Here is a 25,847-nt window from a genome sequence, read left to right on the forward strand (position 1 = left end):
TTTAAAATACAAATACAAAATGCAACACTGGGACATACTTTTATCGAATCAGGTAAACAAAAAAGCCTTTATAGATACTTTGCTTTCCGGCGAAGCCAAAGGAGAATTAGCCGTTTTTAACAACCAAAAAGGCATTCTGTTTTCAGACATTGCCATAGAGAAATTCATCGAAAAAGAATACCAATACGACATCGTAGAAGCCTCTCCGCAATCTCACAGACAATTGAGAACTTTTTCGTCAGGCGAACGCAAAAAAGAATTTCTAAAATACTGTATCAATCAAAAACCCGATTTCATTATTTTCGATAATCCTTTTGATCATTTAGATCAAGCATCTCGCGTACTTTTGGCAGAATCATTAAAAGATTTAACGGAAGATATTGCCATCATTCAAATCGTAAATCGTGTAATCGACGTATTATCTTTTGTTCCCCATAAAGCTCAAATCAAAGACAATACGTTTGAATTACATCCACTCTCACAAACCTTAAATCATTATAAAACCCTAAACACATCGGCAATTCCAAAAGCAATTGAACCACATTCTTTCCACGAAAGTGTATTAATCAAAATGGAAAATGTTTCGGTAAGTTATGACGATCGAAAAATTGTAGACAACATTTCATGGACCATAAAACAAGGTGAATTCTGGCAATTAATAGGACCAAACGGCTCCGGAAAAAGCACCATTTTATCCTTGATTACAGGAGATAACCCAAAAGGTTTCGGACAGGATTTGCATTTATTCGGAAGAAAAAAAGGAACTGGCGAGAGCGTTTGGGATATCAAAAAACAAATCGGAATCTTCACCACTTCTATGACAGATCTATTTCAAAAAGGTCACACCTTAGAACAAATGATTTTATCCGGTTTCTTTGACTCTATTGGGCTATATACAGAACCAACCACTTTACAAAACAAAACAGTAGACCAATGGCTGGAAGTAATTGAAATGAGCCATTTAAAAAAGAAACGTTTTATCGATCTTTCAATTGGTCAGCAAAGAGTCGCGTTGATTGTTCGTGCCGTTTTAAAACATCCACCGTTATTAATTCTGGACGAACCAGTAGAAGGTTTAGACGACGAAAATGTCGATTTAGTAATTCAGCTTATCAATACCATAAAACAAGAAACAAACGTGAGTATTTTATACGTTTCGCATCGTATCGAAACTGGCCTTGCTCCTACTTCGGTTTTTGAACTTTTACCTTCCCCAACAGGATCAATCGGTAAAATAAAATACCATTCTGAGCCCAATTAAAAACAAAAAAATGAAAATCAGATATATCTCATTATTAGTAATACCACTAATAATCGCCTCATGTTGCGGTACCATTTCAACAGTAAAGAAAGCGTACACCATTACCGAAACAAAACCATTAAAATCCAATTGGAAATTTAATTCAAAAGAATGGTTGCTAAAAAAAGATACCTTAATAGGAACAGGCGGTCCGATGCATTGGGGCGTAATAGAATCGAAAAAACAACTCCCTGAAAATTATGAAATCGATTTTAAAGTAAACATGACCAAAGAATCGCTCTTCGAAATCATGCTCAACATCGATAAAGAAAACTACATCAGAACCTATCTCTACCAAATCGACCAGAATATCGTAATTGGAAGAGGCGTTTACAAAGAAGGAAGTGATGAATATGAAAAACGAGGCGGCCCAACTTTGTTCAAAAAACCTATGAAATTAGAAAACAACAAATGGTATTCCGTACAAATAAGAGTCTTCAACAATCAATTGTTCTTCTCAGTCGATAACGAAACCTTCTTAGAATGTTCCCTTGAAAAAAGCAAACTAAGCCAACAAGGCAAACTAGGTTTGCTAACCAATGGCGAAGCCAAAATCATAGACCTTACCGTTAAAAACATTGAATAGATTTTTTAACCATTAAGATATTAAGAAAAATTAAGCCCTAACTAGTAAAAACAAAAAAGCTCTAAATTGGAGCTTTTTAATTATAAGAAATTATCTCATTTTCTAATTGACAAATTATCTAATTAGTTCTCCTCCTCTTCCATATTATGCGTCTTTCCATAATTGCGCCATTTCTCTATACAATCCTGAAAATCCTGAGGTAATTCAGTATCAAAACGCATCATTTCGCCAGTCGTAGGATGTACAAAACCAAGCGTTTTAGCATGCAGCGCCTGACGTGGCAACGCTTTAAAACAATTATCAATAAACTGTTTGTATTTGGTAAACGTAGTTCCCTTCAAAATCAAATGACCGCCGTAACGTTCATCATTAAAAAGCGGATGTCCAATATGTTTCATATGGGCACGAATCTGGTGCGTTCTTCCCGTTTCCAATTTACAGGAAATCAAAGTCACATAACCAAAACGTTCCAAAACCTTATAATGCGTAATGGCAGGTTTCCCAATTTCAGGATCAGCAAAAACAGCCATTTGCATACGGTCTTTCAAGTGTCTGGCAAGGTTTCCTTCGATCGTTCCCTCCTCTTCGGCAACATTTCCCCAAACAAGGGCAATATATTCACGTTCAGAAGTTTTAGCCTCAAATTGTTTGGCCAAATGCGTCATCGCCGCTTCTGTTTTAGCTACTACCAAAAGTCCGGACGTATCCTTATCGATTCGGTGAACCAAACCAGGGCGTTCGCTGCTGTTCATTGGTAAATTATCAAAATGATGCGCCAAAGCATTCACCAAAGTCCCTGTATAATTTCCGTGACCCGGATGCACTACCATTCCCGGCTCTTTGTTGATCAACAACAAAGCATCATCTTCATACACAATATTCAACGGAAGATCCTCCGGAAGAATATGATTTTCGTATGGCGGATGCGTTAACATCACCGTTACAACATCAAATGGTTTAACCTTATAATTTGATTTTACCGGAATATCATTTACAAAAATATTTCCTTCAGTTGCGGCGTTCTGAATTTTATTTCGCGTCGCATTCTGAATCAAATTCATTAAATATTTGTCAATACGCAAAAACGCCTGACCTTTAGGGACTTCAAATCTAAAATGTTCGAATAATTCGTCTTCCAGATCTAAATTTTCATTACTATTGTTCATCTTTTGGGGTTTCAGTAGTTGGCGCAGCTAAACTGTCTGTCGCCTGACTTTCATCTACATAACTTGCTTTTCCGTCACCTAAAACCAAGTCGATTTTAGAAGCTTTCAGCACACGGTCTCCTACTTTTAAGTTTCTACCTTTATAACGCATCTCCAGAACCATATCTTTTCCAAGATTAGGAATATACGTAATCGTTCCCTGCTCAAGCCCTAGAGCCTTCAAAGTCGGAACCGCCTCACGATACGTTTTCTCGATCAAATCAGGAATTTTAACAGATGAAAATCCCGATGCATTAATTTTAATATATATTTTTCTTCCCACTTTTACCTTCGTTCCCGGCAACGGATCTTGCTCAACAACACTGTATTTAGGAAATTCACTTCTATAATCAACACTATCCAAAAGCACATAATCCAGATCCAGTTCGTCCAGTTTTGCCTCAACTTGTTCCTCCGTCAATTTAGACAAATTCGGAACCGCAATTTCATGTCCATGATCAGTTGTAAAAGTCAGCCAATGCATAAACAGATAACCCAAAACAGCAATAATAGCAGCCGCAATCAGGATTTGTACAAAAAACACACGGCTTGTTAAATACTTACGTAAAGTCATAAATTTATTTTTAGTTGTCGCAAAGATAAAGCTATTTCGTTTCAAAAAAAATGATAATTTTGTTTTAAGCAAGAAAGTCGCACGATTGTCATCCTTATTGAAAATAAAGAGCTTTTGGAAATTTGGAATTTCAAAATTGGAATTTTAATTTAAAGGAGCTATTTCCTGCTGTCCGCTGTATCTTTTCCTGGCTAAAGAAGCCAGAAAAAGGATACCGCTCCCATCAGGGCTAGGGCTTTAGGATTTATAAGAAGATTTTTGGTACTATTTGTCAGGCTGAGCGAAGTCGAAGTCCCGCAAGAAACTCACGCAAAGTTTACCTGGCATATGGAGCTACTAACGGAGATCCCTCGTTCCTCGGGATGACAAAGCAAACGAAATGGCAAGCAGATTTTACAGATTGAAACAGATAAACACAGATTGAATTAAAATTTAATTCGTGAATTCGTGACCAAAAACCTGAAACAGTTAAACAAATAAACGATTAAACATATAAACAATACAGAATGAAAAACATAGCCATCATCATGGGCGGATACTCAAGCGAATACAAAATTTCGCTGATCAGCGGAAACGTCGTTTACCAATATCTTGACAAAACAAAATACAACGGATTCCGTATTCATATTTTCAAAGAAAAATGGGTGTATGTAGACGAAAACAATGCCGAATTTTCAATTGATAAAAACGATTTCTCAGTAACCGTAAACGATCAAAAAATTACTTTCGACTGTGTTTTCAATGCCATTCACGGAACTCCGGGTGAAGATGGATTAATGCAGGCCTATTTCGAATTACTAGGAATTAAACAATCGTCTTGCGATTATTACCAAGCCGCATTGACCTTCAACAAACGTGATTTATTATCGGTTTTAAAACCATACGGAATCAAAACGGCAATCTCGTATTACCTAAACAAAGGTGATGTTATCAATACAGCCGAAATCGTAAAAAAAGTAGGTTTACCGTGTTTCGTAAAACCAAACAAAGCCGGTTCAAGTTTCGGAATCTCAAAAGTAAAATCTGAAGCCGAATTGCCAATCGCAATTGAAGTAGCTTACAAAGAAGACAACGAAATCATCATCGAAAGTTTCCTTGACGGAACCGAAGTTTCTGTTGGAGTAATCAATTACCAGGGCGAAATTAAGGTTTTACCCATCACTGAAATAGTTTCCGACAATGATTTCTTCGACTACGAAGCCAAATACGAAGGAAAATCACAAGAAATCACGCCAGCCAGAATCTCCGACGAACTAACACAAAAAGTAGCAGAAACAGCCAAACGTGCTTACGAAGTCTTAAAAATGAAAGGTTTCTCAAGAAGCGAATTCATCATCGTAGACAACGAACCGTATATGCTGGAAATGAACACAATTCCAGGTCTAACCACCGAAAGCCTTATCCCGCAACAAGCACAAGCCGCCGGAATCTCGCTACAGGATTTATTCACAAACGCGATCGAGTTAGCTTTAAAATAGTTGCTAAGATACTAAGGTTCTGAGATGCTAAGTAACTAAGATCTCAGAACCTTTTTTTAACTACAAAGTTTTGTCAGACTGAGCGAAGTCGAAGTCCCGCAAAGTGATTTAGCCCAAAGAAAAAAAACTTAGTAACTCAGCGCCTCAGCAACTTAGAAACTCAGAAAAAATGAAAGAAATCTTCGAATGGAATAGACTTTTTTACAACAATCTTCCCGCAAACTTTGCGCTCGAAGTGATATTTCGTTCTACCGTGATGTTTATCATTTTACTGCTAACCTTAAAACTGGCAGGAAAACGAGGTGTAAAACAATTATCGATTTTCGAAACTGTAATTATCATTGCATTAGGTTCTGCAGCAGGAGATCCAATGTTTTATGAAGATGTTGGTATTGTTCCGGCTGCGATTGTTTTTACGGTCATTATTATTTTGTATCGTTCTGTTACCTGGCTTACCGGAAAAAGCAAAAAATTCGAAGAATTTATAGAAGGCAAAACCGAATGTTTAATTAATAATGGAAAATTTTCTATCGCTACTTTCAAAAAAGAAAGTCTCGCACAAGACGAGTTCTTCTCTGAACTCCGTATAAAATCTATCGAACATCTCGGACAAATAAAACATGCTTTTATAGAAACCAGCGGAGAAATAAGCGTATTTTTTTATGAAGATCATGAAGTAAAATACGGACTACCAATCTTGCCCGCTGCATTCAATAAAAAAAGCGAGACAATCGAAAAAGAGGGCATTCACGCCTGCACTTTTTGCGGTCACACCGAAGAGCAAAAACCAGGAAAAGCAAAATGCGAAGTCTGTAAAAAAGACGAATGGGTTCCGGCTTTAAAAACGCTTAGGATAACATAATACAAACTTTCAAATAAAATAACATGCTATTTCTTGTTGGAACTCGAGAATCAAACATAAAAAATGGTTCTATTTTAAATGAAGAATGCCCAAAATGTCGTACACAAGATACATTGCATTTTAGCATTTATAAAAGATACACTCACGTCACCTTGATTCCATTATTTCCGATTGGAAAATCTGTTTATATAAAATGCAGTCATTGCAAAGAGAATTTTGATTATGAAGATTTATCTGAAAGTGCTCAATTACAACTAAAAAACGAAAAATTAGATAATTCAATCTGGATGTTTTCAGGTTCTATTATAATAGCTTTATTCCTTATTTTTACAATCAATAGATATTTTGAAAATAAAGACGAAGCAGGAATTCTAATAAAAAATCCAATGCAAGGAGATGTTTACAATTTAAAATTAAATAATGGCTATTATTCAAATATGCGAATTGATAAAATAACCGCAGATAGTGTCTATGCTACCTTAAATGATTTTCAGGCATATATGCCCAATGAAATAGATGACTTAAATAAACCTGAAAACTATTCAAATCGAAAAGTTTATTATTCAAGAAAAGATTTAACTAAACTTTATCACGAAAATGAAATATTAAAAATTACTCAAAAAAAAGCGAATGGTTTTAGTAATTAAAATCTTTGTAACTCTGAACCTCTGAACCTTAAAAAAAATGAGAAAAGCCATATTCCCCGGATCATTTGACCCAATTACTCTTGGACACGAAGATATTATCAAAAGAGGAATTCCTTTATTTGATGAAATTGTAATTGCCATTGGTGTAAACGCCGAAAAAAAATACATGTTTTCACTCGAAGAAAGAAAACGTTTTATAGAAGAAACTTTCAAAGACGAACCTAAAATTTCGGTAATTACTTATGAAGGATTGACTATCGATTTAGCCAAAAAACAAAAAGCCCATTTTATTCTAAGAGGTCTGCGCAATCCCGCCGATTTCGAATTCGAAAAAGCAATTGCCCACACCAATAGAAAATTATCTAAAATAGAGACGGTATTTTTATTAACAGCAGCAAGTACTTCATTTATTAGTTCAAGCATTGTTCGTGATGTACTGCGTCATGGCGGCGAATATGAAATGCTGGTTCCGGATGCGGTTAGAGTGACGAAATAAAGAAGCGATTTTACCTAAAACCAAAATTTGTGTTTAAAAAACTAATTCTAGTTCTTCTCTTTATTTCATTTAATAAAATTAATAGTCAGAATAATTCTGATTTCGGAAAAGAAATAAAAAATATCGAACGGTACAATTCGCAAGAAATTGATTTTATTGATTCTGAAGAAAATGTAAAATTGAGCGGAACACTCATTTTTCCTAAAACCAACTATTCAAAAAGTATTGTTATAACACCGGGAAGCGGTCAGAACAACCGCAATTCTCATTATAATATTGCAGAAGAATTATTAAAAAATGGAATTGCAGTTTACCGATTTGACGACCGGGGCGTTGGAAAATCAGGTGGGAAAGTAAATTTTGGCGTAGATCAAATTATAAAAGACTTATATTATGCCTTAGATAATATTCAAAAAACGGATTCTCTATCTAATAAAAAAATAGGCACTTTAGGTCACAGTTTAGGTGGAATCGCAACAATCGATGCCTATCAAAACGCACTTAAAATTGATTTTATGATATTGATGGCTACACCAATTGAAAAATTCGAAAAATTTAATAAGCCACAATACACCCCCAGGAGTAATCCTGAAATTAAGGTAAGTACGAAAATGCTATTTCAGAATTTACAAATTCCAATGCTTTTTATTGCAGGAACAAATGATAGTTTTTTTAATAGTAAAGAAACTGCCGCGTTAATTCCTGACTTAAATAATAAAAATATTGAAGTTAAAATAATAAACGGATTAAATCATTTTTTAAGAGCGGGATCTGATGATTGGAAAAAAACAAAAGAATATGATAATTTATATGAAATAGATTCTCAGGCTCGCACTGAAATTATAAATTGGACATCAAAGATTTAATTGCTGTATTGGACAAAACATATATTTTTAATCTAATTTAAATGAAAATAAAAGCTATCACAATTCTTATATTTTGTTCTATTATAACTTTTGTTTCTTGCAAAAAAGAGGGAAAAGTAACAAATCAAGCTAAAGATAAAATCGAAATTGATAAAGACATCAAGCCAGATAGCTTAACACTTCTGTACAAAACAACCAATAAAGATAATACCGAAGAAATAAGAATTACGGCATACGGTTCTATAGAAAATGATAAATATTTTTTAGCTGGAGATAAGAATTTTATTTTAGTTTCAAAATATTTAAAAAATGAGAATGAATTTAAACTCATCAAAAAAGATACTTTATTTTCTAATGAGTTTACATATACTAAAATTGATAAAAAAAGCTTTCAAAAAGAAACCATTGATAATACAGAATATATTCTTTTATCCGTCAATGAAACTGTAATGGGAAATGCTGTTACAGATGAAAACGTCGCCTTTATAATGTTAGATATAAAAACACTTCATTTTTATAAATTAGACTATACGGGTGAACCAACCCTTCGCAGTAATGAAGCAATAGATGGAGAGTTTATTGAAAATGAAAGTCTAAATTCAAACCCAGCAATTAAAAAAATTCTTTATCAATTTGCTTATAAAAGTAAATGGGTCTTTCATAATTTAGAAGATGAAAATAATTACACCAATTATGTACAAAAATGGGAAACTGACAACAATGTTTCTAATCATTTAGCAAATGGCTCTTCAGGTATCGCAGATGTTATTTACAGCACTTATTATAAAGATAATTTGTTCAGTTACACCGGAAAGTATGATAAAGAGGAAAGTATCGAAAACGATAATTTTAAAATTGTATCTTATTTTCGAGGCAACATTATCGCATTTGATAAAAATAAAAAAATGTATTTTCCAATTTATACCGAAACTTGTGCAACCGGCTGTGATAAAAAAATAAGATTTGTTTCTGAAAACAGCATTGAAGTTAAATATCATGAATATTCACCATATCCTACTTCAATTATTAATCTTGACGAAATAATATTCAAAAACTAAAAATTTTAAGTCTTAATATAAATTTGCAACCCTTACTAATTATAAGTAATTTCGCATTTTTAAAATAAACAATCAATAATGAGCATCGAAAGAGAATTAAACAAACGTAGCGGATCAAAATGCGAACTTTGTGGCGCCGAAGAAAATCTAAAAGTATATCAGGTATTACCAACTCAAAAAGGCGGACTTGACGAAAGTATTTTAGCATGTAGCACGTGTATTGACCAAATTGAAAACCCGGATAATGTCGATTTAAATCACTGGAGATGTCTTAATGACAGCATGTGGAATGAAAACGTTGCGGTACAAGTGGTAGCCTGGAGAATGTTAAGCCGTTTGCGCGCTGCAGGATGGCCACAGGAATTACTTGACATGATGTATTTAGACGAAGATACTCTTGCATGGGCACAAGCAACAGGAGAAGGCGAAGATGATGAAAACAAAATCATTCACCGTGACAGTAATGGTGTAATTTTAGAACACGGAGATTCTGTAGTTTTAATCAAAGACCTAAAAGTAAAAGGATCAAGCATGGTGGCCAAACAAGGAACAGCCGTTCGTAACATCCGTTTAGATCACGAAAACGCCGAATATATCGAAGGAAAAGTAGACGGTCAGCAAATTGTAATTATTACACAATACGTCAAGAAAATATAAGTTTTCAGTCACAGTTTTCAGTTATTTGCTAACTGTAAACTGCGACCGAAAACTGTAAACTTAAAAAAGGGCTATTCATATCGTGAATAGCCCTTTTTTAGTATGTATAAGTAGTAAATTATCTTTGGAATAATTTATTAATCTGATCTTTCAATAATGGTTCAGAAACACTGCTTGTTGCAGAAGAAGCATCTTTAGAAGAAACCATAAACTGAACTGTAGCTTTCTCAGGAATAACACTTCCTGTGTAGTGTAACCAGATATAGTTATTAGGTAATTCTAATTTTATATCATACAAAGGCGTTGCAGTAAAACCGTTTACAATGATACTGTAAAGACTGTTGTAATCATTATTTACATTTTTGAATGTAAATTTTCTCAAGCTTGATGACTCCTCATCGTTCTGGATACTTGTATAATAAACAGTATACTCATCTCCAATTTTTTGAATATAGTTGTTATTTACTTTTCCTAATCTTTCAACAGGTACAGTTTCAAGAACCTTAATTTGTGCAAAAGAGACAAAACTAAACATCAAAATGGCAATCGTAATAATTCTTTTCATAATTAATTTGGGGTTTATTATTTACGGGCACAAGAAACGCAGAAAATATGATAAATTAAAGCCTTATCCGTTAATTTATTAACAATAAATTAAGATTGTTGTTTAAAATCAATCAAAATCTGCAGTAAACCAAATTAAATTATTGAAATTCAACAATTTACACACATGCAATACCCGAAATTTTATTAAAAAACGACCAAATTTAGTAATCAACAAAGATCAAAAAAGGCTGTAATTATAAAACTTATACTACAATAATTACTTCTTGATTTTAATACAGTTCTTTCATTAAAAGAAGATCGGATCCAAAACAAACCCAAAGCTTGAAACTTGAAACAAAAAAATTACTTCTCCTCCTCTTTCTTTACCACTTTACGGGCAACTTCGATTTTAAATTTCTTGCCTTTCATTTTCTCGTCTTTAATATTATGCAACAAGTCTTTTACCTTATTGAATTTTACAGCCGCAAACGAAATAAAATCTTTTACCTCTATTAAGCCTAAATCGCCTTTCTCCAGTTTCCCTTTTTGAGAAAAGAAACCAACGATATCAATCTTATTTAGTTTTGTTTTCTTTCCGCCACTAATATAAATCGTTTGGTATTCCGGTGGCTTAGGCAAAGTTGTTGAGTTTTCGACTTTTAAAACTTCCATTCCGTAGTCGATATAATCCAATTTTTTTTCACTTTCGTGAATGATAATATAAGCCGTTCCGGAAGCCTGCATACGGGCAGTACGACCGTTACGATGTGTAAATTCGTCTTCTTTAAGAGGCAAATGATAATGAATTACGTGTTTCATTTCAGGAATATCCAGTCCACGAGCCGCTAAATCAGTTGTGATGAGGTAACTCATACTTCCGTTTCTAAACTGAATCAAAGCACGTTCGCGCTCGTCCTGATCCATTCCGCCATGATAATAGGTCGCGTAAATTCCTTTTTCGTTTAATGTATCACTAATACGCTCAGCCGCATCACGATGATTACAGAAAATAATAGCCGATTGCGATTTCAGTGAACAAATCAAATTGAATAAACTGCCTAATTTGTCTTTTGAAGGAGAAACAACCATTTTCATCGAAAGATTCGTTTTCTCTTCCTGCTCCGGAATAAAATCCAGAATAGTAGGATTTACCACTCTCGTATATCTGGGAATTTCAATGTCTGAAGTTGCCGAAACCAAAACGCGTTTGTTCAGTTTTGTCAACTTCCCAATGATATATGACATTTGCTCATGGAAACCCAATTGCAATGATTTATCAAATTCATCCAGAATTAAAGTCTGAATTTTATCTGTTCTAAAAGTGTCTCTGTCGATATGATCTGCAATTCTTCCCGGAGTTCCTATCAAAACCGCTGGCGGATTGCTCAAATTTTTGATTTCGGTATCTATTGAGTGTCCTCCGTAACAAATATTTACTTTGTATGGCGTTCCCATTTTTTTCCAAACCTGCTCAATCTGCAAACCTAATTCGCGCGAAGGCACTAATATTAAACACTGAACCGAAAGAATTTCCGGCTGCAATAATTCTAAAACAGGTAACAAGAAAGCCAGTGTTTTTCCTGATCCTGTTGGTGAAAGTAATAATACGTTGTTATCGTTTAAAATTGCGTCTTGAGCAACTTCCTGCATTTCGTTTAGGGTTTCAATTCCTAAGTTCGAAAGTATGTTGTTGGAATGGTGATTTTTATTCATTTTGCAAAAGTAGTCAAAAAAAATTGTTTCCGGTTTTTCTTGTTTCAAGTTTCAAGTTTATATACAAATCGTAAAAATGTTTCCCGCAGATTTTGCAGATTAATTTTTAACAAATAAAAATCCGCTCAATCTGCAAAATCTGCGAGAGAAAAAAACACGAAGCATTTCAACTTGAAAACTTAAACCTGAAACAAATTAATTATATTTGAATCTCGCTTTAAAACCAAAACCATGAGACTTTTCATCCTGCCTCTTCTACTCTTTTCTTTGACAATCTTCGCTCAAAACAATAAAAAATACGATACTTTTTTTGAAAAAGGAAATGGAAATCAATCGGCTTCTTATCAAGAAACTATTGCTTATTTTAAACTTTTAGCCAAAGATTTCCCAACGATCCAGATCAAAGAAATGGGTCTTACAGATTCCGGAGAACCTTTGCATATGGTGGTTTATAATCCTGACAAAGAATTTGATTTTGATAAAATTCAGAAAAACAAAGCGGTTCTTTTTATCAATAACGGAATCCACGCCGGAGAACCTGACGGAATCGATGCGACGATGCAATTCTGCAGAGATTTAGCAATAGGAAAACTGAAAGCGCCAAAAAACACTGTTTTAGTTACTATCCCGGTTTATAATATTGGAGGGGCTTTAAATAGAAATTCAACTACAAGAGCCAATCAGGACGGTCCAGAAATTTATGGTTTTAGAGGAAATGCCAGAAACTATGATTTGAATCGTGATTTAATGAAATCGGATACTCGAAACACCAAGAGTTTTGTAGAAATTTTTCAGAAAATAAATGCTGATGTTTTTATTGATAATCACGTGAGTAATGGATCTGATTATCAGTACAAGCTAACCTATATCATGACACAGCACAACAAACTGGGAACAGTTTTGGGTGATTTTTTGAATGATGAAATGATGCCGGCTCTGGTAAAAGATTTACAGCAAAAGAAAATCGAAACCACACCTTACGTAGATTCGTTTAAAGATACACCAGACAAAGGTTTTGGTCAGTTTGTAGATAGTCCGCGATATACAACGGGTTATACTTCGTTGTTTAACACAATTGGTTTTGTGGTTGAAACCCATATGCTAAAAAAATATGCTGAACGTGTAAAAATGACCTACGAATACACCAAATCGACTTTGGATTTTACCGATGCCAATTACCAAAAAATAAAAGCGCTTCGAGTGAAGAACATGGAGCAATATCAGCCCAAAAAATCATATACTTTAAAATGGGAATTGGACAGCACAAAAGCCGCGACATTTTCGTTTTTAGGATATGAGGCGAGTTACAAAAAAAGCGACGCTACAACCGGAAATCGTTTGTATTATGACCGAAGTAAACCGTATAAAAAAGACGTTCCGTACATCAAAGAATTCAAATCGGTTAAAGAAGTGGTGATTCCAACTGCTTATATTATTCCGCGTGGTTATTGGAATATTATTGATTTGCTCAAAAATAACAATATCAGCTATTCTCAACTTAAAAACGATACGATTATTGAAGTAGAGAGCTATAGAATTGCCGATTTTAAAACGGTTCCTAATGCTTATGAAGGACATTATTTGCACTATAATACATCCTTAACTTCTAAAAATGTAAAAATGGCTTTCACCAAAGGAGATTACCTGGTTCCAACCAACCAAAAAGGCGTAAAATATTTAGTAGAAGCTTTTGAACCGGAAGGTGTTGATTCGTTTTTTAACTGGAATTTCTTCGATCCTATTTTGCAGCAAAAAGAACATTATTCAGAATATATTTTTGAAGATACAGCTTCGAAACTGCTTAAAGAAAATCCGCAACTAAAAACCGAATTAGAAACCAAAAAACAAAACGATCGCGAATTTGCCAAGAATTCTCAAGCGCAGCTAAACTGGATTTATAAAAATTCGGTGCATTACGAAAAGGCGCATATGCAATATCCTGTTTATCGTGTTTTGTAGATTTTTTTTAATCATTAAGTTTTTTTTACCGCAGAGGTCGCTAAGTTTTTTTTGATTTTTGATTGTGTTGAGAAACACAGAGATCGCAAAGCTTTACGCAAAGAACTTTGTCACAGTTTTGAACTTTGACAAAGTTGAACCCTATCGAGCGGATTTGCAATTATAAGTAGTCGAAACCTGTTGCTCTGAAAGAGCCTAAGCAATAGCGTAATGCGTAGCACTATGAATTAAAAACGATTGGAATTTCAAGCCCTTTAAGTGAGCAAGCCTAATTTAAAAAAGCACGTTTACCACATTATATGATGTTCACCTACAAATCACCTTTTTCTTTGAATCTTTATTCTCAATTTTCTTTTGCCCTTTCAGGGCAATTTCCTATTTTGATTTAATTCGTAGCGATACGCACTACGCTATTGCTTTAGGGCTTTCAGCCCATTTTTAAAAGTTTCGAATACTTATGATTGTAAACCCAATAGCGCGGATTTGCAATCTGTTGCATTAAACTTTGTCAAAGTTGAACCAAAAGAAATAAAAACCTGAAAACCAATTATATTTTAATTTGTATTTTAGTACTTCATAAACTAACCCACTAACTACTACTTTATGTCATTTCAAGGATACTTAAAAACCATTAAAGAGAAAACAGGAAATGGTCCGGCTGAGTTTAGAACTCTGGCGGAACAAAAAGGATTTACAATAGATGGAAAGCTTCAACCTGAGGTAAAAGCCGGAGATATTGTAAACTGGCTTAAAAATGATTTTGACTTAGGTCAGGGACATTCAATGGCAATTTATGCACTGCTTAAAGGCATGAAAAATGAAGATAGTGAGTAAAAGTGTAAAATAATTAAAACTTTTGCACGATAATTTTAAAACATAAAATGAGAATAATTTCGGTTAGGGAAAACCCTGAATATAAAGATAAGGCCATTCAATATTTTCAAAATAGCTGGTCTGAGGTAGCGCCAATTATTTACGAAGATTGTATTAGCCATAGTATAAATGCCAAAGACTCTTTGCCGCAATGGTATTTATTAAAATATAATAATGAAATTATTGGCTGTGCCGGGCTTATTACAAATGATTTCATTAGCCGAATGGATTTATATCCCTGGGTTTGTGCCATCTTTATCGATGAAAAGCACAGAGGAAATAACTACAGTAAATTACTCATCGAAAAAGCTAAAGAAGACTCTAAAAACGCCGGATTTCAAAACTTATATCTGTGCACTGATCATATTGGATTTTACGAAAAAATGGGTTTTAACTACATCGGACAAGGATATCATCCCTGGGAGGAAGAATCCAGAATTTATCAAATCGATTTGTAATCTTATTTCAGCACGACAAAACATAAACATCAATTTTATACTAACTAAAAAGCCATATAAGGAATGGGAATATTCAACAATCTTTTTAAAAAGAAAGAAGAAAATACGGAGTCAACTGTCAATCAACAAAACATTAGTAAGCACTTTGAATCTGAAAATGATTTTTTAGAAAAATTTGGAGCGATTGCTTTAGAAAAACAAAGAAATCTTTATGATGTCACTGGCGGACTTTCCTGGAATGTTGATATGAATAAAGAAGAAATAACATTTGGAGACGATCTTACTTTTCCGATGCAGGTTTTGGGGTCGTTTTCTCACTCTTCACAAACATGGCTTTGGATCTGGGAGAATAAAGCTGGAGGTTATGCCGAATCTGTTATGAAACAGGCTCTTTTATTAAAGCAATATGGACAAGAAAATAATATAGATTTGTTAACTGTTGGAAAATTTGACGCTGTAGAGAATGATTTACATTTAATAGGAATGATTGCTGTTGAGATGTTCAACGGAAGTGGTTATTATCTTGGAAATTATGGTCAGGGAACAATGGTTGTTACTATTAAATCTGATATAATAGATCAAGTTGAAAGCGAAGAGTTAGCCCGAATCTTAACTGTTTTTCCAGAATTAATTTCAACATTTGAAATTCAAAACCACAAAAATGCTTTTACAAATTACTTATCTCAAAAAGGTTATCAACTGACTGTAAATGGAAATGAAATTAAAGCAGAAAAAAATGAAAATGTAATTAATGCTGTTTTTAATGAAGATAATCTTTTGATAAAATTAAATGGTAATTCTTAAGATTTTCTGTCTACCTTAAAAACAACGAAAGAACCAAAAACGTGTTTTAACTCATTGACACGCGTGAGGGATAGAAGTTCGCTACCGAAGTAGCGCGGATAGCCCGACAGTATTTATAAAAAGACCCAATGAACGCAAAGTTGATTGGGTCTTTTTATAAATACTGGCACGCCCAACTTAAAATTCTAAGTTACTAAGCTGCTGAGATACTAGTCTTCTGATTTTGAATATGTTGAAAAACTTTATATTTTTTTAAACTACCCTAAACCTTTGTCAAAGTTTTGAACTTTGACAAAGGTGGCGGTTCAAAATTCATGACTTCTTTTTCCAAAAATTTAACACTCCGTCGCAGGCAGAATATTCTAAATCAAAACTTTCGGGTATTTCTTCCCATGTACTCCAATAAGTAACAAGTCTTGTGTTTTTGGGTGTTTTATGGAGCTGATCTCTTACGTAATTGGAATAAGAAAGAAACAATTCGTTTTTTGGAACGATATTTTTATCGATTGGACAGGAAGTATCGATGTTTTCGAAAAAAGAATTGTAGAAATAAAATGCATCGTAATCTGAAAAAGAAATATCGGTGATGTTGGAATGAATAAATTCGACGTTTTCTACCTGATGCTTTTCGGCTATTTTTTTTGACAGCTTGGTAAGTGACGCTCTTTGCTCGACACCATAAAAAATGCCTTTTGTTGAAGCCGCGCCTACCAAACAAAATTTACCGGCACCAGCGCCAATATCCAATACTTTTTTATTGGGTTTATCTACAAGATAATCTGCCGCTGCCTTAGCAATGGCAACGGGTGTCCAATGTCGCTCAGAAAGTCTTCGGATGCGTGTAGAGTATAGCATATTGAAGGTGCTATCTTCTATTTCTATATTTTTTTTTAAGGATTTAAAAATCATTTTGCGAGTTGTTTGTATTCTTGATTGAATAAAACCGAGTTAATATCAAGGATTAAAATTCAAAAATACAGTATTTTCTCTCAAAAAAAACATTAGTTGCCACAATTTCATAATCAAAATCAATTGATACATTAAAATTTCAAAAAAAAGCCCAATGAACGCGATGCTCATCAGGCTTGTTTTTTTTATGATGACATAATATCAATAATAAAATTAAAAATTCGAATTCAAATTGGAATTTGGAATTTGGAATTTGATATTATTATTGTAGCTGATTCTCTTGTTCGAACAATAATTTGATGTTTTCGTAGGAGTTTTTTAGCGCATCTTTGATTTGCTCAGGATTTAGCCAGGCTACTTTTTCAATGCCTTCTTCGGCTTGACCTTGGGGGATTCCGTCGAAATCTGACTGCATTTCGAACCAATGTGTCACTTTTAGTTTGTATTTTCCATTGCGTTTGAAAACGTGATAGGTTTTTTCGAGTTTATTGGTGATGCGTAGTTTGCCTACTCCAGTTTCTTCTTCGACTTCGCGCATGGCAGTGTCTTCGATTTCCTCTCCTTTTTCGATTCCGCCTTTTGGTAAGTCCCATTTTCCGTTTCTGAAAATAAATAAAACCTCACCTTTTTTATTGTACACAAGCCCTCCACCCGCTTTATTTACGGGAATTTTGGCTTTTAACGTCTTCATAATTTCCTTTTCGTCAGGATGATACAAATAAGCTTTTTGAATTTTATTTTGAAACATTTTGACGATAAGATGCTCGATATCAATACTCTCTAACAAGAATAATTGAAAATCAGTCTCTTTCGAGATCTCATTTGTCAAAAAAAGTGGTTTGTCGTTCACAAAAACTTTATACATTTGTACTATGATTTTTAATAAAGATACTGCCGAAAAAACAGCCGAATTGCTTTTGCAAATAAATGCAATTAAATTGAATCCCGAAAATCCTTTTACATGGGCTTCTGGTTGGAAATCTCCTATTTATTGTGATAATAGGTTAATTCTTTCATTTCCGAGCATCCGAAACTACGTTCGTGATGAGTTTGCGAAAAATATTGAAAAACAATTTGGGAAACCAGATGTTATTGCCGGTGTTGCTACTGGAGCCATTGGAGTGGGGATTCTTGTTGCTGAAAGCCTTGGATTGCCGTTTGTATATGTGCGCCCGGAAGCAAAAAAACACGGAAGACAAAACCAGGTTGAAGGTTTTTTACAAAAAGGCCAAAATGTGGTTGTGGTTGAAGATTTAATTAGTACAGGAAACAGCAGTTTGATGGCTGTTGAAGCTTTACGTAACGAAGGAGCCAACATAAAAGGTATGGCAGCGATTTTTACGTACGGTTTTGGTGTTGCCGAAGAGAACTTTAAAAATGCTAATATCGATCTGTATACGTTAAGTAATTACGAAAACTTATTAGACTTAGCAGTTCAGAAACAATATATTACCGAAGACCAACAATCGACTTTACTGGAATGGAACGAAAGTCCATCGACGTGGGGAAAAGAGGAAGAATAATTCTTAGATTTTAGAATTTAGAATTTAAGAATTTGAAATTACATTTCAAATTCTTAAAAATAGTGTCACATTAGAATTTGGAATTTAAAATTTGGAATTTATTCATACCCTCTTCTTAAAAACAATTAGTAAAAAAATTAAAATATGAACTTAGAAAGTCCAAAAGTTACTGTTCAGAAATCAGCTCAAGATTTATTTGATTTATTGACTGATGTTAAGAATTTTGAAAAATTAATGCCGGATAATATCGCAAAATTTGAAGTGATTGGCGAAGATGCTTTTATTTTTGGACTGAAAGGTATGCCGGAAATAAAACTTAAAATGAAAGAGAAAACAGCACCAAACAAAATTGTTTTGGGAGCTGCAAGTGATAAACTTCCGTTTACTTTGGTTTCGAATATCGATAGTGTTTCAGCTACCGAAAGTGCTGTACAATTGCAATTCGAAGGTGAATTTAACCCAATGATGGCCATGATGATCAAAGGGCCAATTAGCAAGTTTATTGAAACTTTAGCTACTAATATGACAAAGCTTTAATTTTTAATTATCAATTGTGAATTGTTAATTATTAATTCCTGAACTACATAAATTATAAGGTCCGATTAAGTCGGGCCTTTTTTATTTCTCGCAGATTGTAGATGATTTCTCGCAAAGTCGCAGAGTCGCAGAGCTTTATTTTTAAGCTGTAAAGTTTTCACTAAAATCTTTACGATTCTTCTGCTTTACGCGATTAAAAAAACCTAGAAGCTTAGCGACTTAGAAACTCAGAGTCTTCAAAAAACCAATTCATCCTTAAAAAATAACAGTTCGGAACTATAAATTATTACACCCAAAATTATTCCTCGAAGTTTGATCCATCAAAACTAACCAACATCAAAATGGAACAAACTATTAAGATTTTAATTTACATTCATGCGTTTTTTGGCGGAATCGGGTTAATTACAGGAATTGGAAGTATACTAGTCAAAAAAGGAAGTTTACTGCACAAAAGAATGGGGAAACTATTCTCTATCGGAATGGTTACGAGTTCTCTTATCTCTATCCCTATTTGCTGGATGCCCAAACACCAGAACATCTTTTTATTTTTAATTGGCTTATTTACTATTTATCTGGTGATTGCAGGAAACAGGGTTTTGACTTTTAAAACTAAAACAAAAGCTGACACAATCGATTTTATAATTTCAGGAAGTATGTTATTCTTTTCAGTAGTAATGATTGCCCTCGGAGTTTACTGTCAGTTGATGAATATTGAAAACGGAATATTGTTTACCTTTTTTGGTGGATTTGGACTTTATATGACAATCAAAGATTTTCAATTTTACAAAAATGTTTCGGAAACAAATAAAAAATGGCTTTCTAAACACATTGGCAAAATGATTGGAGCACTAATCGCTTCGATAACAGCTTTTATCATAGCCGGAATAGGTATTGGAAACATAATGGCATGGATGGCACCTTCTATCCTGGGAACAATCTACATTATGTATTGGAATAGAAAAATAGCACCAAAAAAGCCCGTATTAAAAAGTATAAACTAAACTTATGGCGCACGGATTTTGTGGATGTAACTGATTTACACTGATTTTTATGTCAATAAAGCAAAATCAAAAAAACTTAGAAACTTAGTCACTTAGAATCTTAGCCACTTAGAATCTTAGCCACTTTTTAATACAACATCTGAATTTCCTTGATTTCGAATTCTGAAACCGAATCGTCTTCTAACAAAATTTGTATTTTACCAACAGGAGAAACTCCCTGAATGATTCCCATGAAATTTTGTCCGGAATCTTTGGCACTCAGCTTTTTAAAAGGCATTGGTATTCCCTGACGGAATAAGGAATTAAAATACTCTTTCCATAAATCAGCAGAACTGTTTGCCCAGGAATCAATCTTTTGCTGCATTTTTTCTAATATGATGGACACTAAAGTATTTTTATCAAATTCAGCTTTACAAATTACGGCTAATGAAGAAGCATTGGGTAAATGAACAAAATTAGTCTGGTTTACATTTAAGCCTATCCCAACAACTGACACAATCCTGCCATTGCTTTTTATGGTATTTTCAATAAGTATGCCACCAACCTTTTTGTTGTATGACATAATGTCGTTAGGCCATTTTATACATATATCAGGAATATTTAATGATTTTAGGGCATCGATTACTGCTAATGAAACAATAACGCTGAGGTTAAAAACTTGTTCATTATCATACAGAAAATCTTTTACCAAGACACTCATAATTAAGTTTTTACCTGATTCTGATTGCCACTTAGAGCCCATCTGCCCTTTTCCTTTTGTCTGATTTTCAGCAGTTACTACGGTAAAATTATCGAGTTCATCCTGACTTGCCAATGATTTAAGGAAGTCATTTGTTGAATCTATGGCATCGAGTTTGATTAGTTTCATTAAAGGAATTTAATTAACTTAATTTAATATTTTGTTAAGGTTCAAAAATAATCACAAATTTTGGTAACTTTACAAAATCATATAAAATAATTCATGGCGAAAAAGACTATTAATAATGATGTTCTATTGGCGAACATAATCAAAGGGATTGAAGAAGTAAAAGGAAATGACATCGATATTCTTGACTTAAGAGATATAGACACGGCAGTTTGTGACTATTTTGTTATTTGCAACGGAAATTCAAACACCCAAGTTAACGCCATTGTTAACTCAATTCAAAAGACAGTATCTAAAGACTTAAAAGATAAACCGTGGCACGTAGAAGGAACCGATAACGCAGAATGGGTTCTTATGGATTATGTGCACATTGTTGTACACGTTTTCCAGAAACATATTCGCGAATACTATAATATCGAGAGCCTTTGGGGTGACGCCAAAATAACTACAATCGAAAACAAATACTAAAAGAAACTTTCTCTAATGGCTAAAGATAATAATCCAAATCCGAGTAAATTTAAAATAAGTCCTTGGTTAATATACACCGCAATACTTCTAGTTTTTTTATTTATAAGTTTTGCAACCGGAGGATCAAACTTAAGCGAACCTGCTCAATTAACCTCTTCTAAATTCAATGTTTTATTAGAAAAAGGTCAGATTGAAAAAGTTATTGTATTCAATAAGGCAGAAGCCGAAGTATACTTAAACACTGCTGCTCTTAAAGATCCGGCAAATAAAAAAGTAGCTAATGATATTTTCGAAAGACCTAACAAAGGTCCTCACTATACATTAGAAATTGGTAACGACCAGATTTTTCAAACTAAATTAGAAAAAGCAGTTGCCGAAGGCAAACTGAAAGATTTTAATTTCCTGCAGAAAAATAACTGGACAGATATCTTAATCAGCTTACTTCCTATCATCATTATTATTGGTGTTTGGATTTTCATTATGCGTAAAATGTCAGGTGGCGCAGGTGGCGGTGGCGGACAAATCTTTAACATTGGAAAATCGAAAGCTAAATTGTTTGATGAGAAAACCGACATTAAAACTACATTCAAAGATGTTGCTGGTTTAGAAGGTGCTAAAGAAGAAATACAAGAAATTGTAGAATTCCTTAAGAACCCTGAAAAATACACCAATCTTGGAGGTAAAATTCCTAAAGGAGCTTTACTTGTAGGACCTCCGGGAACTGGTAAAACCTTATTGGCAAAAGCAGTGGCAGGAGAAGCTCAGGTACCTTTCTTCTCGTTATCAGGTTCTGATTTCGTAGAGATGTTCGTAGGAGTTGGTGCTTCACGTGTTCGTGACTTATTTAAACAAGCAAAAGAAAAATCTCCTGCTATTATCTTTATCGACGAGATCGATGCTGTGGGTAGAGCAAGAGGAAAAAGCAATATGTCAGGCGGAAACGACGAAAGAGAAAACACTTTGAATCAATTACTTACAGAGATGGATGGTTTTGGTACAAACTCTAACGTAATCGTTCTGGCTGCAACCAACAGAGCCGATGTTTTGGATAAAGCTTTAATGCGTGCCGGACGTTTCGACAGACAAATTTTTGTTGACCTACCAGACATTCGCGAAAGAGCTGAAATCTTCAAAGTTCACTTAGCTCCTATTAAAAAAGTTGAAGGTCTTGACCTTGATTTCTTAGCAAAACAAACTCCGGGATTCTCTGGTGCTGATATTGCAAACGTTTGTAACGAAGCTGCATTAATTGCTGCACGTAACAACAAAACTGCAGTAGACAGACAAGATTTCCTTGATGCCGTTGACAGAATCATTGGTGGTCTTGAAAAGAAAAATAAAATTATTACTCCAGAAGAGAAAAGAGCAATCGCTATTCACGAAGCCGGTCACGCGACTGTAAGCTGGATGTTAGAGCATGCTGCACCACTTATTAAAGTAACTATTGTTCCTCGCGGACAAAGTTTAGGAGCGGCCTGGTACCTTCCGGAAGAAAGACAAATCGTAAGAACTGACCAAATGTTGGACGAAATGTGTGCTACTATGGGCGGAAGAGCTGCTGAAAAGGTAACTTTTGACAGAATTTCGACTGGTGCATTAAGCGATTTAGAAAAAGTTACACGTCAGGCCCGTGCTATGGTAACGATTTACGGTTTGAATGATAAAATCGGAAATGTTACTTATTACGATTCAAGCGGTCAAAGCGAATACAACTTCTCTAAACCATACTCTGACGAAACGGCTAAAGTAATTGATAAAGAAATTTCAGAATTAATTGAAGGTCAATACCAAAGAGCCATTCAAATTCTTGAAGAAAACAAAGACAAACTAAATCAGTTAGCTGATATATTAATTGAAAAAGAAGTTATTTTTAAAGATGACTTAGAAACTATTTTCGGAAAACGTACTTTTGATAAAAATTTAGAAGAAGTGGTTTCGTAAATATTCAGTAAATATGTAATATTTTTTAAAATCTTAATTCAAAATAGCCTTTTGAATTAAGATTTTTTTATCTTTGAACGTTTTCAATTAACATGTAAAGTATTTCATATAAAATGAATTTTTTCAAAAAAATATTTGGGTCTAGCGATGCCGCTTCTGATGAAGAAAATGAAAGCGAGTATGGAGGAAATCATACTCCTGATAGTCATTTATCTATAGATGAAAGATTCATTTTTAATTTCAAAAAAAATGGGGGTAAATTTTTATATTGTGAAAACAAACAAGAAGTTGCCGAACAATTTGAAAATATACTAGAAGAAAATGATTGGTTCGAAAGCGAAGTTTTATGCTACGAGCCAGGACTATTTCATTTATTAGAAGAAAATAAATTACTTTATATTTCTCCTAAAAACCCTAAGTTTTTATTGGCTACCTGCGAGAACTTAATTGCTGATGAAGGTTCTATCTTATTCTCATCAAAGCAAATCAGGCAGGACAAACCAAACGAATTACCCGCAAATATTGTAATTATTGCTACTACAAGCCAACTGCAATTAATAAAAAGTGATGGTCTAAGCGCTATCAAAAGAAAATACGAAAGGGACTATCCAACCAATATTACCACAATAAAATATTTCGAAAAAGCCAAGGAAGAAGATTTTACACAATACGGAAGTGTTGCAAAAAATCTATATTTATTGCTCCTAGAAGATCTTTAAGATGAATGAAACACTCAAGAGAACCATTTCTGGTGCTGTTTATATCGCTTTACTACTAACTTCTATTCTGTTTTCTACCGAAAGCTTTATTATCCTTTTTGGCATTTTCCTAATTATTGCAACCTATGAGTTCTGCAATTTAGTAGGGTTAAATAAGATATTTTCTATTTTATTTGTTACCCTTTTTTATTCGACTGTATCACTGATCAGCTTCTATAAAATAGAAACTGAAAATCACATCAGTAAACTATTAAAAGAGAACATCATAATTACTGTCGATATAGATCGCCTGTTTACGGTATTACTTGTAATTACACTAATTGTATCAATAAAATGTATTGTATTTTTATTTGATGACACACAAAACATAAGCAGAGCATCCAAATATATCTATTCAGTAGGATACATTATGCTGCCCTTTCTGTTTATTACCAAGATTTCATTTGGTATCAAAGATTACAATCCAAAAATCATCATTGGCCTGTTTGTTTTAATCTGGACCAACGACACTTTTGCCTATTTGGTAGGTAAATCAATAGGTAAACATAAATTATTTGAACGCATTTCTCCTAAAAAAACCATTGAAGGATTTCTTGGAGGAGTAGTCTTTGCCGCTTTTGCCGGTTTTTTAATCTCAAAACTATACATCCAGCCTAATCCTGATTTCAGCAATAAATCGATCCTAATCTGGACGATAATTGCTTTAATTGTTAGTATTTTCGGAACTATTGGAGATTTGATTGAATCAAAATTCAAAAGGGTTGCCGGCGTAAAAGACAGTGGCGCTATAATGCCTGGCCACGGAGGCGTATTAGATCGATTAGATAGTGTTATATTTGTAGCACCAATTATATTTTTATTTTATCAAATTTTATACTATGTTTCATAAAGAAGGAGGCCCATCCATTTTATTAGGTACTGCATTTGCAGTAGCTGTACTTTTAATTGCTGACAAATTCATTGATATTACCTGGCTAAGAATGCTTGTTCAAATTGCCGGTGTAGTACTTCTGATTATTATTTTACAATTCTTCAGAAACCCTAAAAGAATTGCAATTAGAAACAGCGATCAGATCCTTGCTCCGGTTGATGGAAAAGTTGTGGTTATAGAAGAAGTTTATGAAGGCGAATATTTTAAAGATAAACGTTTACAGGTTTCTATCTTTATGTCACCAATAAACGTACACGTTACCCGCTACGCAATGGATGGAATTATCAAATTCAGTAAATACCACCCTGGAAAATTTTTAGTTGCATGGCATCCAAAAGCAAGCGAAGAAAACGAAAGAACTACAGTTGTAATCGAAAATGAAACTTTTGGACAAATATTATACAGACAAATTGCTGGTGCATTAGCAAGACGAATTGTGAATTATGCTCAGGAAGGTATGCAGGTTGTACAAGGTACTGATGCAGGTTTCATAAAATTTGGTTCAAGAGTAGATTTATTTTTACCTTTAGGTACTCCAATTAATGTAGTATTAAACCAAAAAGCAATTGGCGGTAAAACAATTATTGCTACAAAAGCTTAATGAGCAAAAAAGATTTAGATACTCGTTTTTCTGAGGCGGTTGAAACTGCTTTAAAAATGACTCAGGCCTCACTGCCGCAAGATGTGCAGCTACGCCTTTATGCCTATTACAAGCAGGCAACTTTTGGAACTGCGATCTACAATCAATCTGAAAATTTTGATTTAAGAAACGCATTCAAAACAAATGCCTGGATGCAAATTAGCCATATATCTATTGATGAGGCAAAAGAATGCTATATTGAAATCATTAATTCACTAACATCAAAATAAT

The 25,847-nt window shown here is 33.9% G+C and carries 29 protein-coding genes; 22 read left to right on the forward strand and 7 right to left on the reverse strand.

The window, feature by feature from the left end:
* Nucleotides 1-19 precede the first annotated feature (19 nt).
* A complete protein-coding gene (locus GIY83_RS11765; protein WP_208681461.1) occupies nucleotides 20-1,261 on the forward strand; it encodes an ATP-binding cassette domain-containing protein in 1,242 nt (413 codons plus the stop codon).
* Between the two features lie 10 nt (nucleotides 1,262-1,271).
* Nucleotides 1,272-1,886, forward strand: a complete 615-nt coding sequence (locus tag GIY83_RS11770) for a hypothetical protein (protein ID WP_208681463.1) — start codon at nucleotides 1,272-1,274, stop codon at nucleotides 1,884-1,886.
* A 122-nt stretch (nucleotides 1,887-2,008) separates the two neighbouring features.
* On the opposite strand, the gene GIY83_RS11775 is transcribed toward GIY83_RS11770, so the two are convergent.
* Nucleotides 2,009-3,052 (reverse strand): RluA family pseudouridine synthase, encoded by a 1,044-nt coding sequence (locus GIY83_RS11775; protein WP_194615593.1) that lies wholly within the window; start codon nucleotides 3,050-3,052, stop codon nucleotides 2,009-2,011.
* Nucleotides 3,042-3,665: a PASTA domain-containing protein gene (locus GIY83_RS11780; RefSeq protein WP_194615592.1), complete on the reverse strand. Its 624-nt coding sequence runs from the start codon at nucleotides 3,663-3,665 to the stop codon at nucleotides 3,042-3,044. Before GIY83_RS11780 ends, GIY83_RS11775 begins: the two co-directional genes overlap by 11 nt.
* 506 nt (nucleotides 3,666-4,171) lie before the next feature.
* On the opposite strand from GIY83_RS11780, the gene GIY83_RS11785 reads away from it, so the two are divergent.
* From GIY83_RS11785 to GIY83_RS11815, 7 genes are all read left to right on the forward strand, one after another.
* Nucleotides 4,172-5,143 carry a D-alanine--D-alanine ligase gene (locus tag GIY83_RS11785; protein WP_208681466.1) on the forward strand — a complete coding sequence of 324 codons (972 nt, stop codon included), beginning with the start codon at nucleotides 4,172-4,174 and terminating at the stop codon, nucleotides 5,141-5,143.
* A 169-nt stretch (nucleotides 5,144-5,312) separates the two neighbouring features.
* Complete coding sequence (locus tag GIY83_RS11790) at nucleotides 5,313-6,005, forward strand: DUF421 domain-containing protein (RefSeq protein WP_194615590.1); 693 nt, start codon at nucleotides 5,313-5,315, stop codon at nucleotides 6,003-6,005.
* A gap of 23 nt (nucleotides 6,006-6,028) precedes the next feature.
* On the forward strand, nucleotides 6,029-6,652 hold the full coding sequence (locus GIY83_RS11795; protein ID WP_208681468.1) for a zinc-ribbon domain-containing protein: 624 nt from the start codon (nucleotides 6,029-6,031) through the stop codon (nucleotides 6,650-6,652).
* Between the two features lie 37 nt (nucleotides 6,653-6,689).
* Nucleotides 6,690-7,148, forward strand: a complete 459-nt coding sequence (gene coaD, locus GIY83_RS11800) for a pantetheine-phosphate adenylyltransferase (protein WP_208681470.1) — start codon at nucleotides 6,690-6,692, stop codon at nucleotides 7,146-7,148.
* Between the two features lie 29 nt (nucleotides 7,149-7,177).
* Complete coding sequence (locus GIY83_RS11805) at nucleotides 7,178-8,014, forward strand: alpha/beta hydrolase (protein WP_208681473.1); 837 nt, start codon at nucleotides 7,178-7,180, stop codon at nucleotides 8,012-8,014.
* Nucleotides 8,015-8,055: 41 nt separating this feature from the next.
* Nucleotides 8,056-9,072, forward strand: coding sequence for a hypothetical protein (locus GIY83_RS11810; RefSeq protein WP_208681475.1), 1,017 nt, complete (start codon nucleotides 8,056-8,058; stop codon nucleotides 9,070-9,072).
* A gap of 78 nt (nucleotides 9,073-9,150) precedes the next feature.
* Nucleotides 9,151-9,729 carry an alkylphosphonate utilization protein gene (locus GIY83_RS11815; protein WP_194615586.1) on the forward strand — a complete coding sequence of 193 codons (579 nt, stop codon included), beginning with the start codon at nucleotides 9,151-9,153 and terminating at the stop codon, nucleotides 9,727-9,729.
* Between the two features lie 118 nt (nucleotides 9,730-9,847).
* On the opposite strand, the gene GIY83_RS11820 is transcribed toward GIY83_RS11815, so the two are convergent.
* Both GIY83_RS11820 and GIY83_RS11825 read right to left on the reverse strand, forming a co-directional pair.
* The gene (locus tag GIY83_RS11820; protein ID WP_194615585.1) at nucleotides 9,848-10,294 is read right to left on the reverse strand and encodes a hypothetical protein; all 447 of its coding nucleotides are present in this window, start codon (nucleotides 10,292-10,294) and stop codon (nucleotides 9,848-9,850) included.
* A gap of 344 nt (nucleotides 10,295-10,638) precedes the next feature.
* Nucleotides 10,639-11,988, reverse strand: coding sequence for a DEAD/DEAH box helicase (locus GIY83_RS11825; RefSeq protein WP_194615584.1), 1,350 nt, complete (start codon nucleotides 11,986-11,988; stop codon nucleotides 10,639-10,641).
* A 231-nt stretch (nucleotides 11,989-12,219) separates the two neighbouring features.
* Here GIY83_RS11825 and GIY83_RS11830 point away from each other — a divergent pair, with 231 nt between their 5' ends.
* The 4 genes from GIY83_RS11830 (at nucleotide 12,220) to GIY83_RS11845 (ending at nucleotide 16,082) form a co-directional block, all read left to right on the forward strand.
* Complete coding sequence (locus GIY83_RS11830) at nucleotides 12,220-13,947, forward strand: M14 family metallopeptidase (protein WP_208681476.1); 1,728 nt, start codon at nucleotides 12,220-12,222, stop codon at nucleotides 13,945-13,947.
* A gap of 603 nt (nucleotides 13,948-14,550) precedes the next feature.
* Entirely contained in the window at nucleotides 14,551-14,781 is a 231-nt protein-coding gene (locus GIY83_RS11835) for a DUF4287 domain-containing protein (protein ID WP_208681478.1), read from the forward strand.
* A gap of 47 nt (nucleotides 14,782-14,828) precedes the next feature.
* Nucleotides 14,829-15,278 (forward strand): GNAT family N-acetyltransferase, encoded by a 450-nt coding sequence (locus tag GIY83_RS11840; RefSeq protein WP_208681480.1) that lies wholly within the window; start codon nucleotides 14,829-14,831, stop codon nucleotides 15,276-15,278.
* Between the two features lie 63 nt (nucleotides 15,279-15,341).
* Entirely contained in the window at nucleotides 15,342-16,082 is a 741-nt protein-coding gene (locus GIY83_RS11845) for a DUF6882 domain-containing protein (protein WP_208681482.1), read from the forward strand.
* A gap of 312 nt (nucleotides 16,083-16,394) precedes the next feature.
* Here GIY83_RS11845 and GIY83_RS11850 read toward each other — a convergent pair whose 3' ends face one another.
* Together GIY83_RS11850 and GIY83_RS11855 are read right to left on the reverse strand one after the other, a co-directional pair.
* Complete coding sequence (locus tag GIY83_RS11850) at nucleotides 16,395-16,991, reverse strand: class I SAM-dependent methyltransferase (RefSeq protein ID WP_208681483.1); 597 nt, start codon at nucleotides 16,989-16,991, stop codon at nucleotides 16,395-16,397.
* A 262-nt stretch (nucleotides 16,992-17,253) separates the two neighbouring features.
* Nucleotides 17,254-17,856, reverse strand: a complete 603-nt coding sequence (locus GIY83_RS11855) for an NUDIX hydrolase (RefSeq protein ID WP_208681488.1) — start codon at nucleotides 17,854-17,856, stop codon at nucleotides 17,254-17,256.
* A gap of 7 nt (nucleotides 17,857-17,863) precedes the next feature.
* Between GIY83_RS11855 and pyrE the strand changes: the two genes are divergently transcribed.
* The 3 genes from pyrE (at nucleotide 17,864) to GIY83_RS11870 (ending at nucleotide 20,052) form a co-directional block, all read left to right on the forward strand.
* The gene (gene pyrE, locus GIY83_RS11860) at nucleotides 17,864-18,514 is read left to right on the forward strand and encodes an orotate phosphoribosyltransferase (protein ID WP_208681489.1); all 651 of its coding nucleotides are present in this window, start codon (nucleotides 17,864-17,866) and stop codon (nucleotides 18,512-18,514) included.
* Between the two features lie 144 nt (nucleotides 18,515-18,658).
* Entirely contained in the window at nucleotides 18,659-19,051 is a 393-nt protein-coding gene (locus tag GIY83_RS11865; protein ID WP_208681495.1) for an SRPBCC family protein, read from the forward strand.
* Between the two features lie 341 nt (nucleotides 19,052-19,392).
* Nucleotides 19,393-20,052, forward strand: coding sequence for a hypothetical protein (locus tag GIY83_RS11870; protein ID WP_208681497.1), 660 nt, complete (start codon nucleotides 19,393-19,395; stop codon nucleotides 20,050-20,052).
* 127 nt (nucleotides 20,053-20,179) lie between these two features.
* On the opposite strand, the gene GIY83_RS11875 is transcribed toward GIY83_RS11870, so the two are convergent.
* A complete protein-coding gene (locus GIY83_RS11875) occupies nucleotides 20,180-20,920 on the reverse strand; it encodes a biotin--[acetyl-CoA-carboxylase] ligase (RefSeq protein ID WP_208681499.1) in 741 nt (246 codons plus the stop codon).
* 93 nt (nucleotides 20,921-21,013) lie between these two features.
* Between GIY83_RS11875 and rsfS the strand changes: the two genes are divergently transcribed.
* The 6 genes from rsfS (at nucleotide 21,014) to GIY83_RS11905 (ending at nucleotide 25,846) form a co-directional block, all read left to right on the forward strand.
* Nucleotides 21,014-21,385 (forward strand): ribosome silencing factor, encoded by a 372-nt coding sequence (rsfS, locus tag GIY83_RS11880; RefSeq protein ID WP_055098058.1) that lies wholly within the window; start codon nucleotides 21,014-21,016, stop codon nucleotides 21,383-21,385.
* 15 nt (nucleotides 21,386-21,400) lie between these two features.
* Nucleotides 21,401-23,326, forward strand: coding sequence for an ATP-dependent zinc metalloprotease FtsH (ftsH, locus tag GIY83_RS11885; RefSeq protein ID WP_208681500.1), 1,926 nt, complete (start codon nucleotides 21,401-21,403; stop codon nucleotides 23,324-23,326).
* A 113-nt stretch (nucleotides 23,327-23,439) separates the two neighbouring features.
* Complete coding sequence (locus GIY83_RS11890) at nucleotides 23,440-24,045, forward strand: lactate utilization protein B/C (RefSeq protein ID WP_194615572.1); 606 nt, start codon at nucleotides 23,440-23,442, stop codon at nucleotides 24,043-24,045.
* Nucleotide 24,046: 1 nt separating this feature from the next.
* Nucleotides 24,047-24,934, forward strand: coding sequence for a phosphatidate cytidylyltransferase (locus GIY83_RS11895; RefSeq protein ID WP_208681502.1), 888 nt, complete (start codon nucleotides 24,047-24,049; stop codon nucleotides 24,932-24,934).
* Nucleotides 24,924-25,577: a phosphatidylserine decarboxylase family protein gene (locus GIY83_RS11900; protein WP_194615570.1), complete on the forward strand. Its 654-nt coding sequence runs from the start codon at nucleotides 24,924-24,926 to the stop codon at nucleotides 25,575-25,577. The genes GIY83_RS11895 and GIY83_RS11900 overlap by 11 nt, the downstream gene beginning before the upstream one ends.
* A complete protein-coding gene (locus GIY83_RS11905; protein WP_194615569.1) occupies nucleotides 25,577-25,846 on the forward strand; it encodes an acyl-CoA-binding protein in 270 nt (89 codons plus the stop codon). Before GIY83_RS11900 ends, GIY83_RS11905 begins: the two co-directional genes overlap by 1 nt.
* Nucleotide 25,847 lies beyond the last annotated feature (1 nt).

Source organism: Flavobacterium sp. SLB02 (assembly GCF_009664855.1).
Classification (GTDB): Bacteria; Bacteroidota; Bacteroidia; order Flavobacteriales; family Flavobacteriaceae; genus Flavobacterium.

Bases quoted from the DNA above. Each gene is read 5' to 3' on its own strand.
- GIY83_RS11765 (WP_208681461.1), top strand. From the start codon at position 20: ATGCAACACTGGGACATACTTTTATCGAATCAGGTAAACAAAAAAGCC.
- GIY83_RS11770 (WP_208681463.1), top strand. From the start codon at position 1,272: ATGAAAATCAGATATATCTCATTATTAGTAATACCACTAATAATCGCC.
- GIY83_RS11775 (WP_194615593.1), bottom strand. From the start codon at position 3,052: ATGAACAATAGTAATGAAAATTTAGATCTGGAAGACGAATTATTCGAA.
- GIY83_RS11780 (WP_194615592.1), bottom strand. From the start codon at position 3,665: ATGACTTTACGTAAGTATTTAACAAGCCGTGTGTTTTTTGTACAAATC.
- GIY83_RS11785 (WP_208681466.1), top strand. From the start codon at position 4,172: ATGAAAAACATAGCCATCATCATGGGCGGATACTCAAGCGAATACAAA.
- GIY83_RS11790 (WP_194615590.1), top strand. From the start codon at position 5,313: ATGAAAGAAATCTTCGAATGGAATAGACTTTTTTACAACAATCTTCCC.
- GIY83_RS11795 (WP_208681468.1), top strand. From the start codon at position 6,029: ATGCTATTTCTTGTTGGAACTCGAGAATCAAACATAAAAAATGGTTCT.
- coaD (WP_208681470.1), top strand. From the start codon at position 6,690: ATGAGAAAAGCCATATTCCCCGGATCATTTGACCCAATTACTCTTGGA.
- GIY83_RS11810 (WP_208681475.1), top strand. From the start codon at position 8,056: ATGAAAATAAAAGCTATCACAATTCTTATATTTTGTTCTATTATAACT.
- GIY83_RS11815 (WP_194615586.1), top strand. From the start codon at position 9,151: ATGAGCATCGAAAGAGAATTAAACAAACGTAGCGGATCAAAATGCGAA.
- GIY83_RS11820 (WP_194615585.1), bottom strand. From the start codon at position 10,294: ATGAAAAGAATTATTACGATTGCCATTTTGATGTTTAGTTTTGTCTCT.
- GIY83_RS11825 (WP_194615584.1), bottom strand. From the start codon at position 11,988: ATGAATAAAAATCACCATTCCAACAACATACTTTCGAACTTAGGAATT.
- GIY83_RS11830 (WP_208681476.1), top strand. From the start codon at position 12,220: ATGAGACTTTTCATCCTGCCTCTTCTACTCTTTTCTTTGACAATCTTC.
- GIY83_RS11835 (WP_208681478.1), top strand. From the start codon at position 14,551: ATGTCATTTCAAGGATACTTAAAAACCATTAAAGAGAAAACAGGAAAT.
- GIY83_RS11840 (WP_208681480.1), top strand. From the start codon at position 14,829: ATGAGAATAATTTCGGTTAGGGAAAACCCTGAATATAAAGATAAGGCC.
- GIY83_RS11845 (WP_208681482.1), top strand. From the start codon at position 15,342: ATGGGAATATTCAACAATCTTTTTAAAAAGAAAGAAGAAAATACGGAG.
- GIY83_RS11850 (WP_208681483.1), bottom strand. From the start codon at position 16,991: ATGATTTTTAAATCCTTAAAAAAAAATATAGAAATAGAAGATAGCACC.
- GIY83_RS11855 (WP_208681488.1), bottom strand. From the start codon at position 17,856: ATGTATAAAGTTTTTGTGAACGACAAACCACTTTTTTTGACAAATGAG.
- pyrE (WP_208681489.1), top strand. From the start codon at position 17,864: ATGATTTTTAATAAAGATACTGCCGAAAAAACAGCCGAATTGCTTTTG.
- GIY83_RS11865 (WP_208681495.1), top strand. From the start codon at position 18,659: ATGAACTTAGAAAGTCCAAAAGTTACTGTTCAGAAATCAGCTCAAGAT.
- GIY83_RS11870 (WP_208681497.1), top strand. From the start codon at position 19,393: ATGGAACAAACTATTAAGATTTTAATTTACATTCATGCGTTTTTTGGC.
- GIY83_RS11875 (WP_208681499.1), bottom strand. From the start codon at position 20,920: ATGAAACTAATCAAACTCGATGCCATAGATTCAACAAATGACTTCCTT.
- rsfS (WP_055098058.1), top strand. From the start codon at position 21,014: ATGGCGAAAAAGACTATTAATAATGATGTTCTATTGGCGAACATAATC.
- ftsH (WP_208681500.1), top strand. From the start codon at position 21,401: ATGGCTAAAGATAATAATCCAAATCCGAGTAAATTTAAAATAAGTCCT.
- GIY83_RS11890 (WP_194615572.1), top strand. From the start codon at position 23,440: ATGAATTTTTTCAAAAAAATATTTGGGTCTAGCGATGCCGCTTCTGAT.
- GIY83_RS11895 (WP_208681502.1), top strand. From the start codon at position 24,047: ATGAATGAAACACTCAAGAGAACCATTTCTGGTGCTGTTTATATCGCT.
- GIY83_RS11900 (WP_194615570.1), top strand. From the start codon at position 24,924: ATGTTTCATAAAGAAGGAGGCCCATCCATTTTATTAGGTACTGCATTT.
- GIY83_RS11905 (WP_194615569.1), top strand. From the start codon at position 25,577: ATGAGCAAAAAAGATTTAGATACTCGTTTTTCTGAGGCGGTTGAAACT.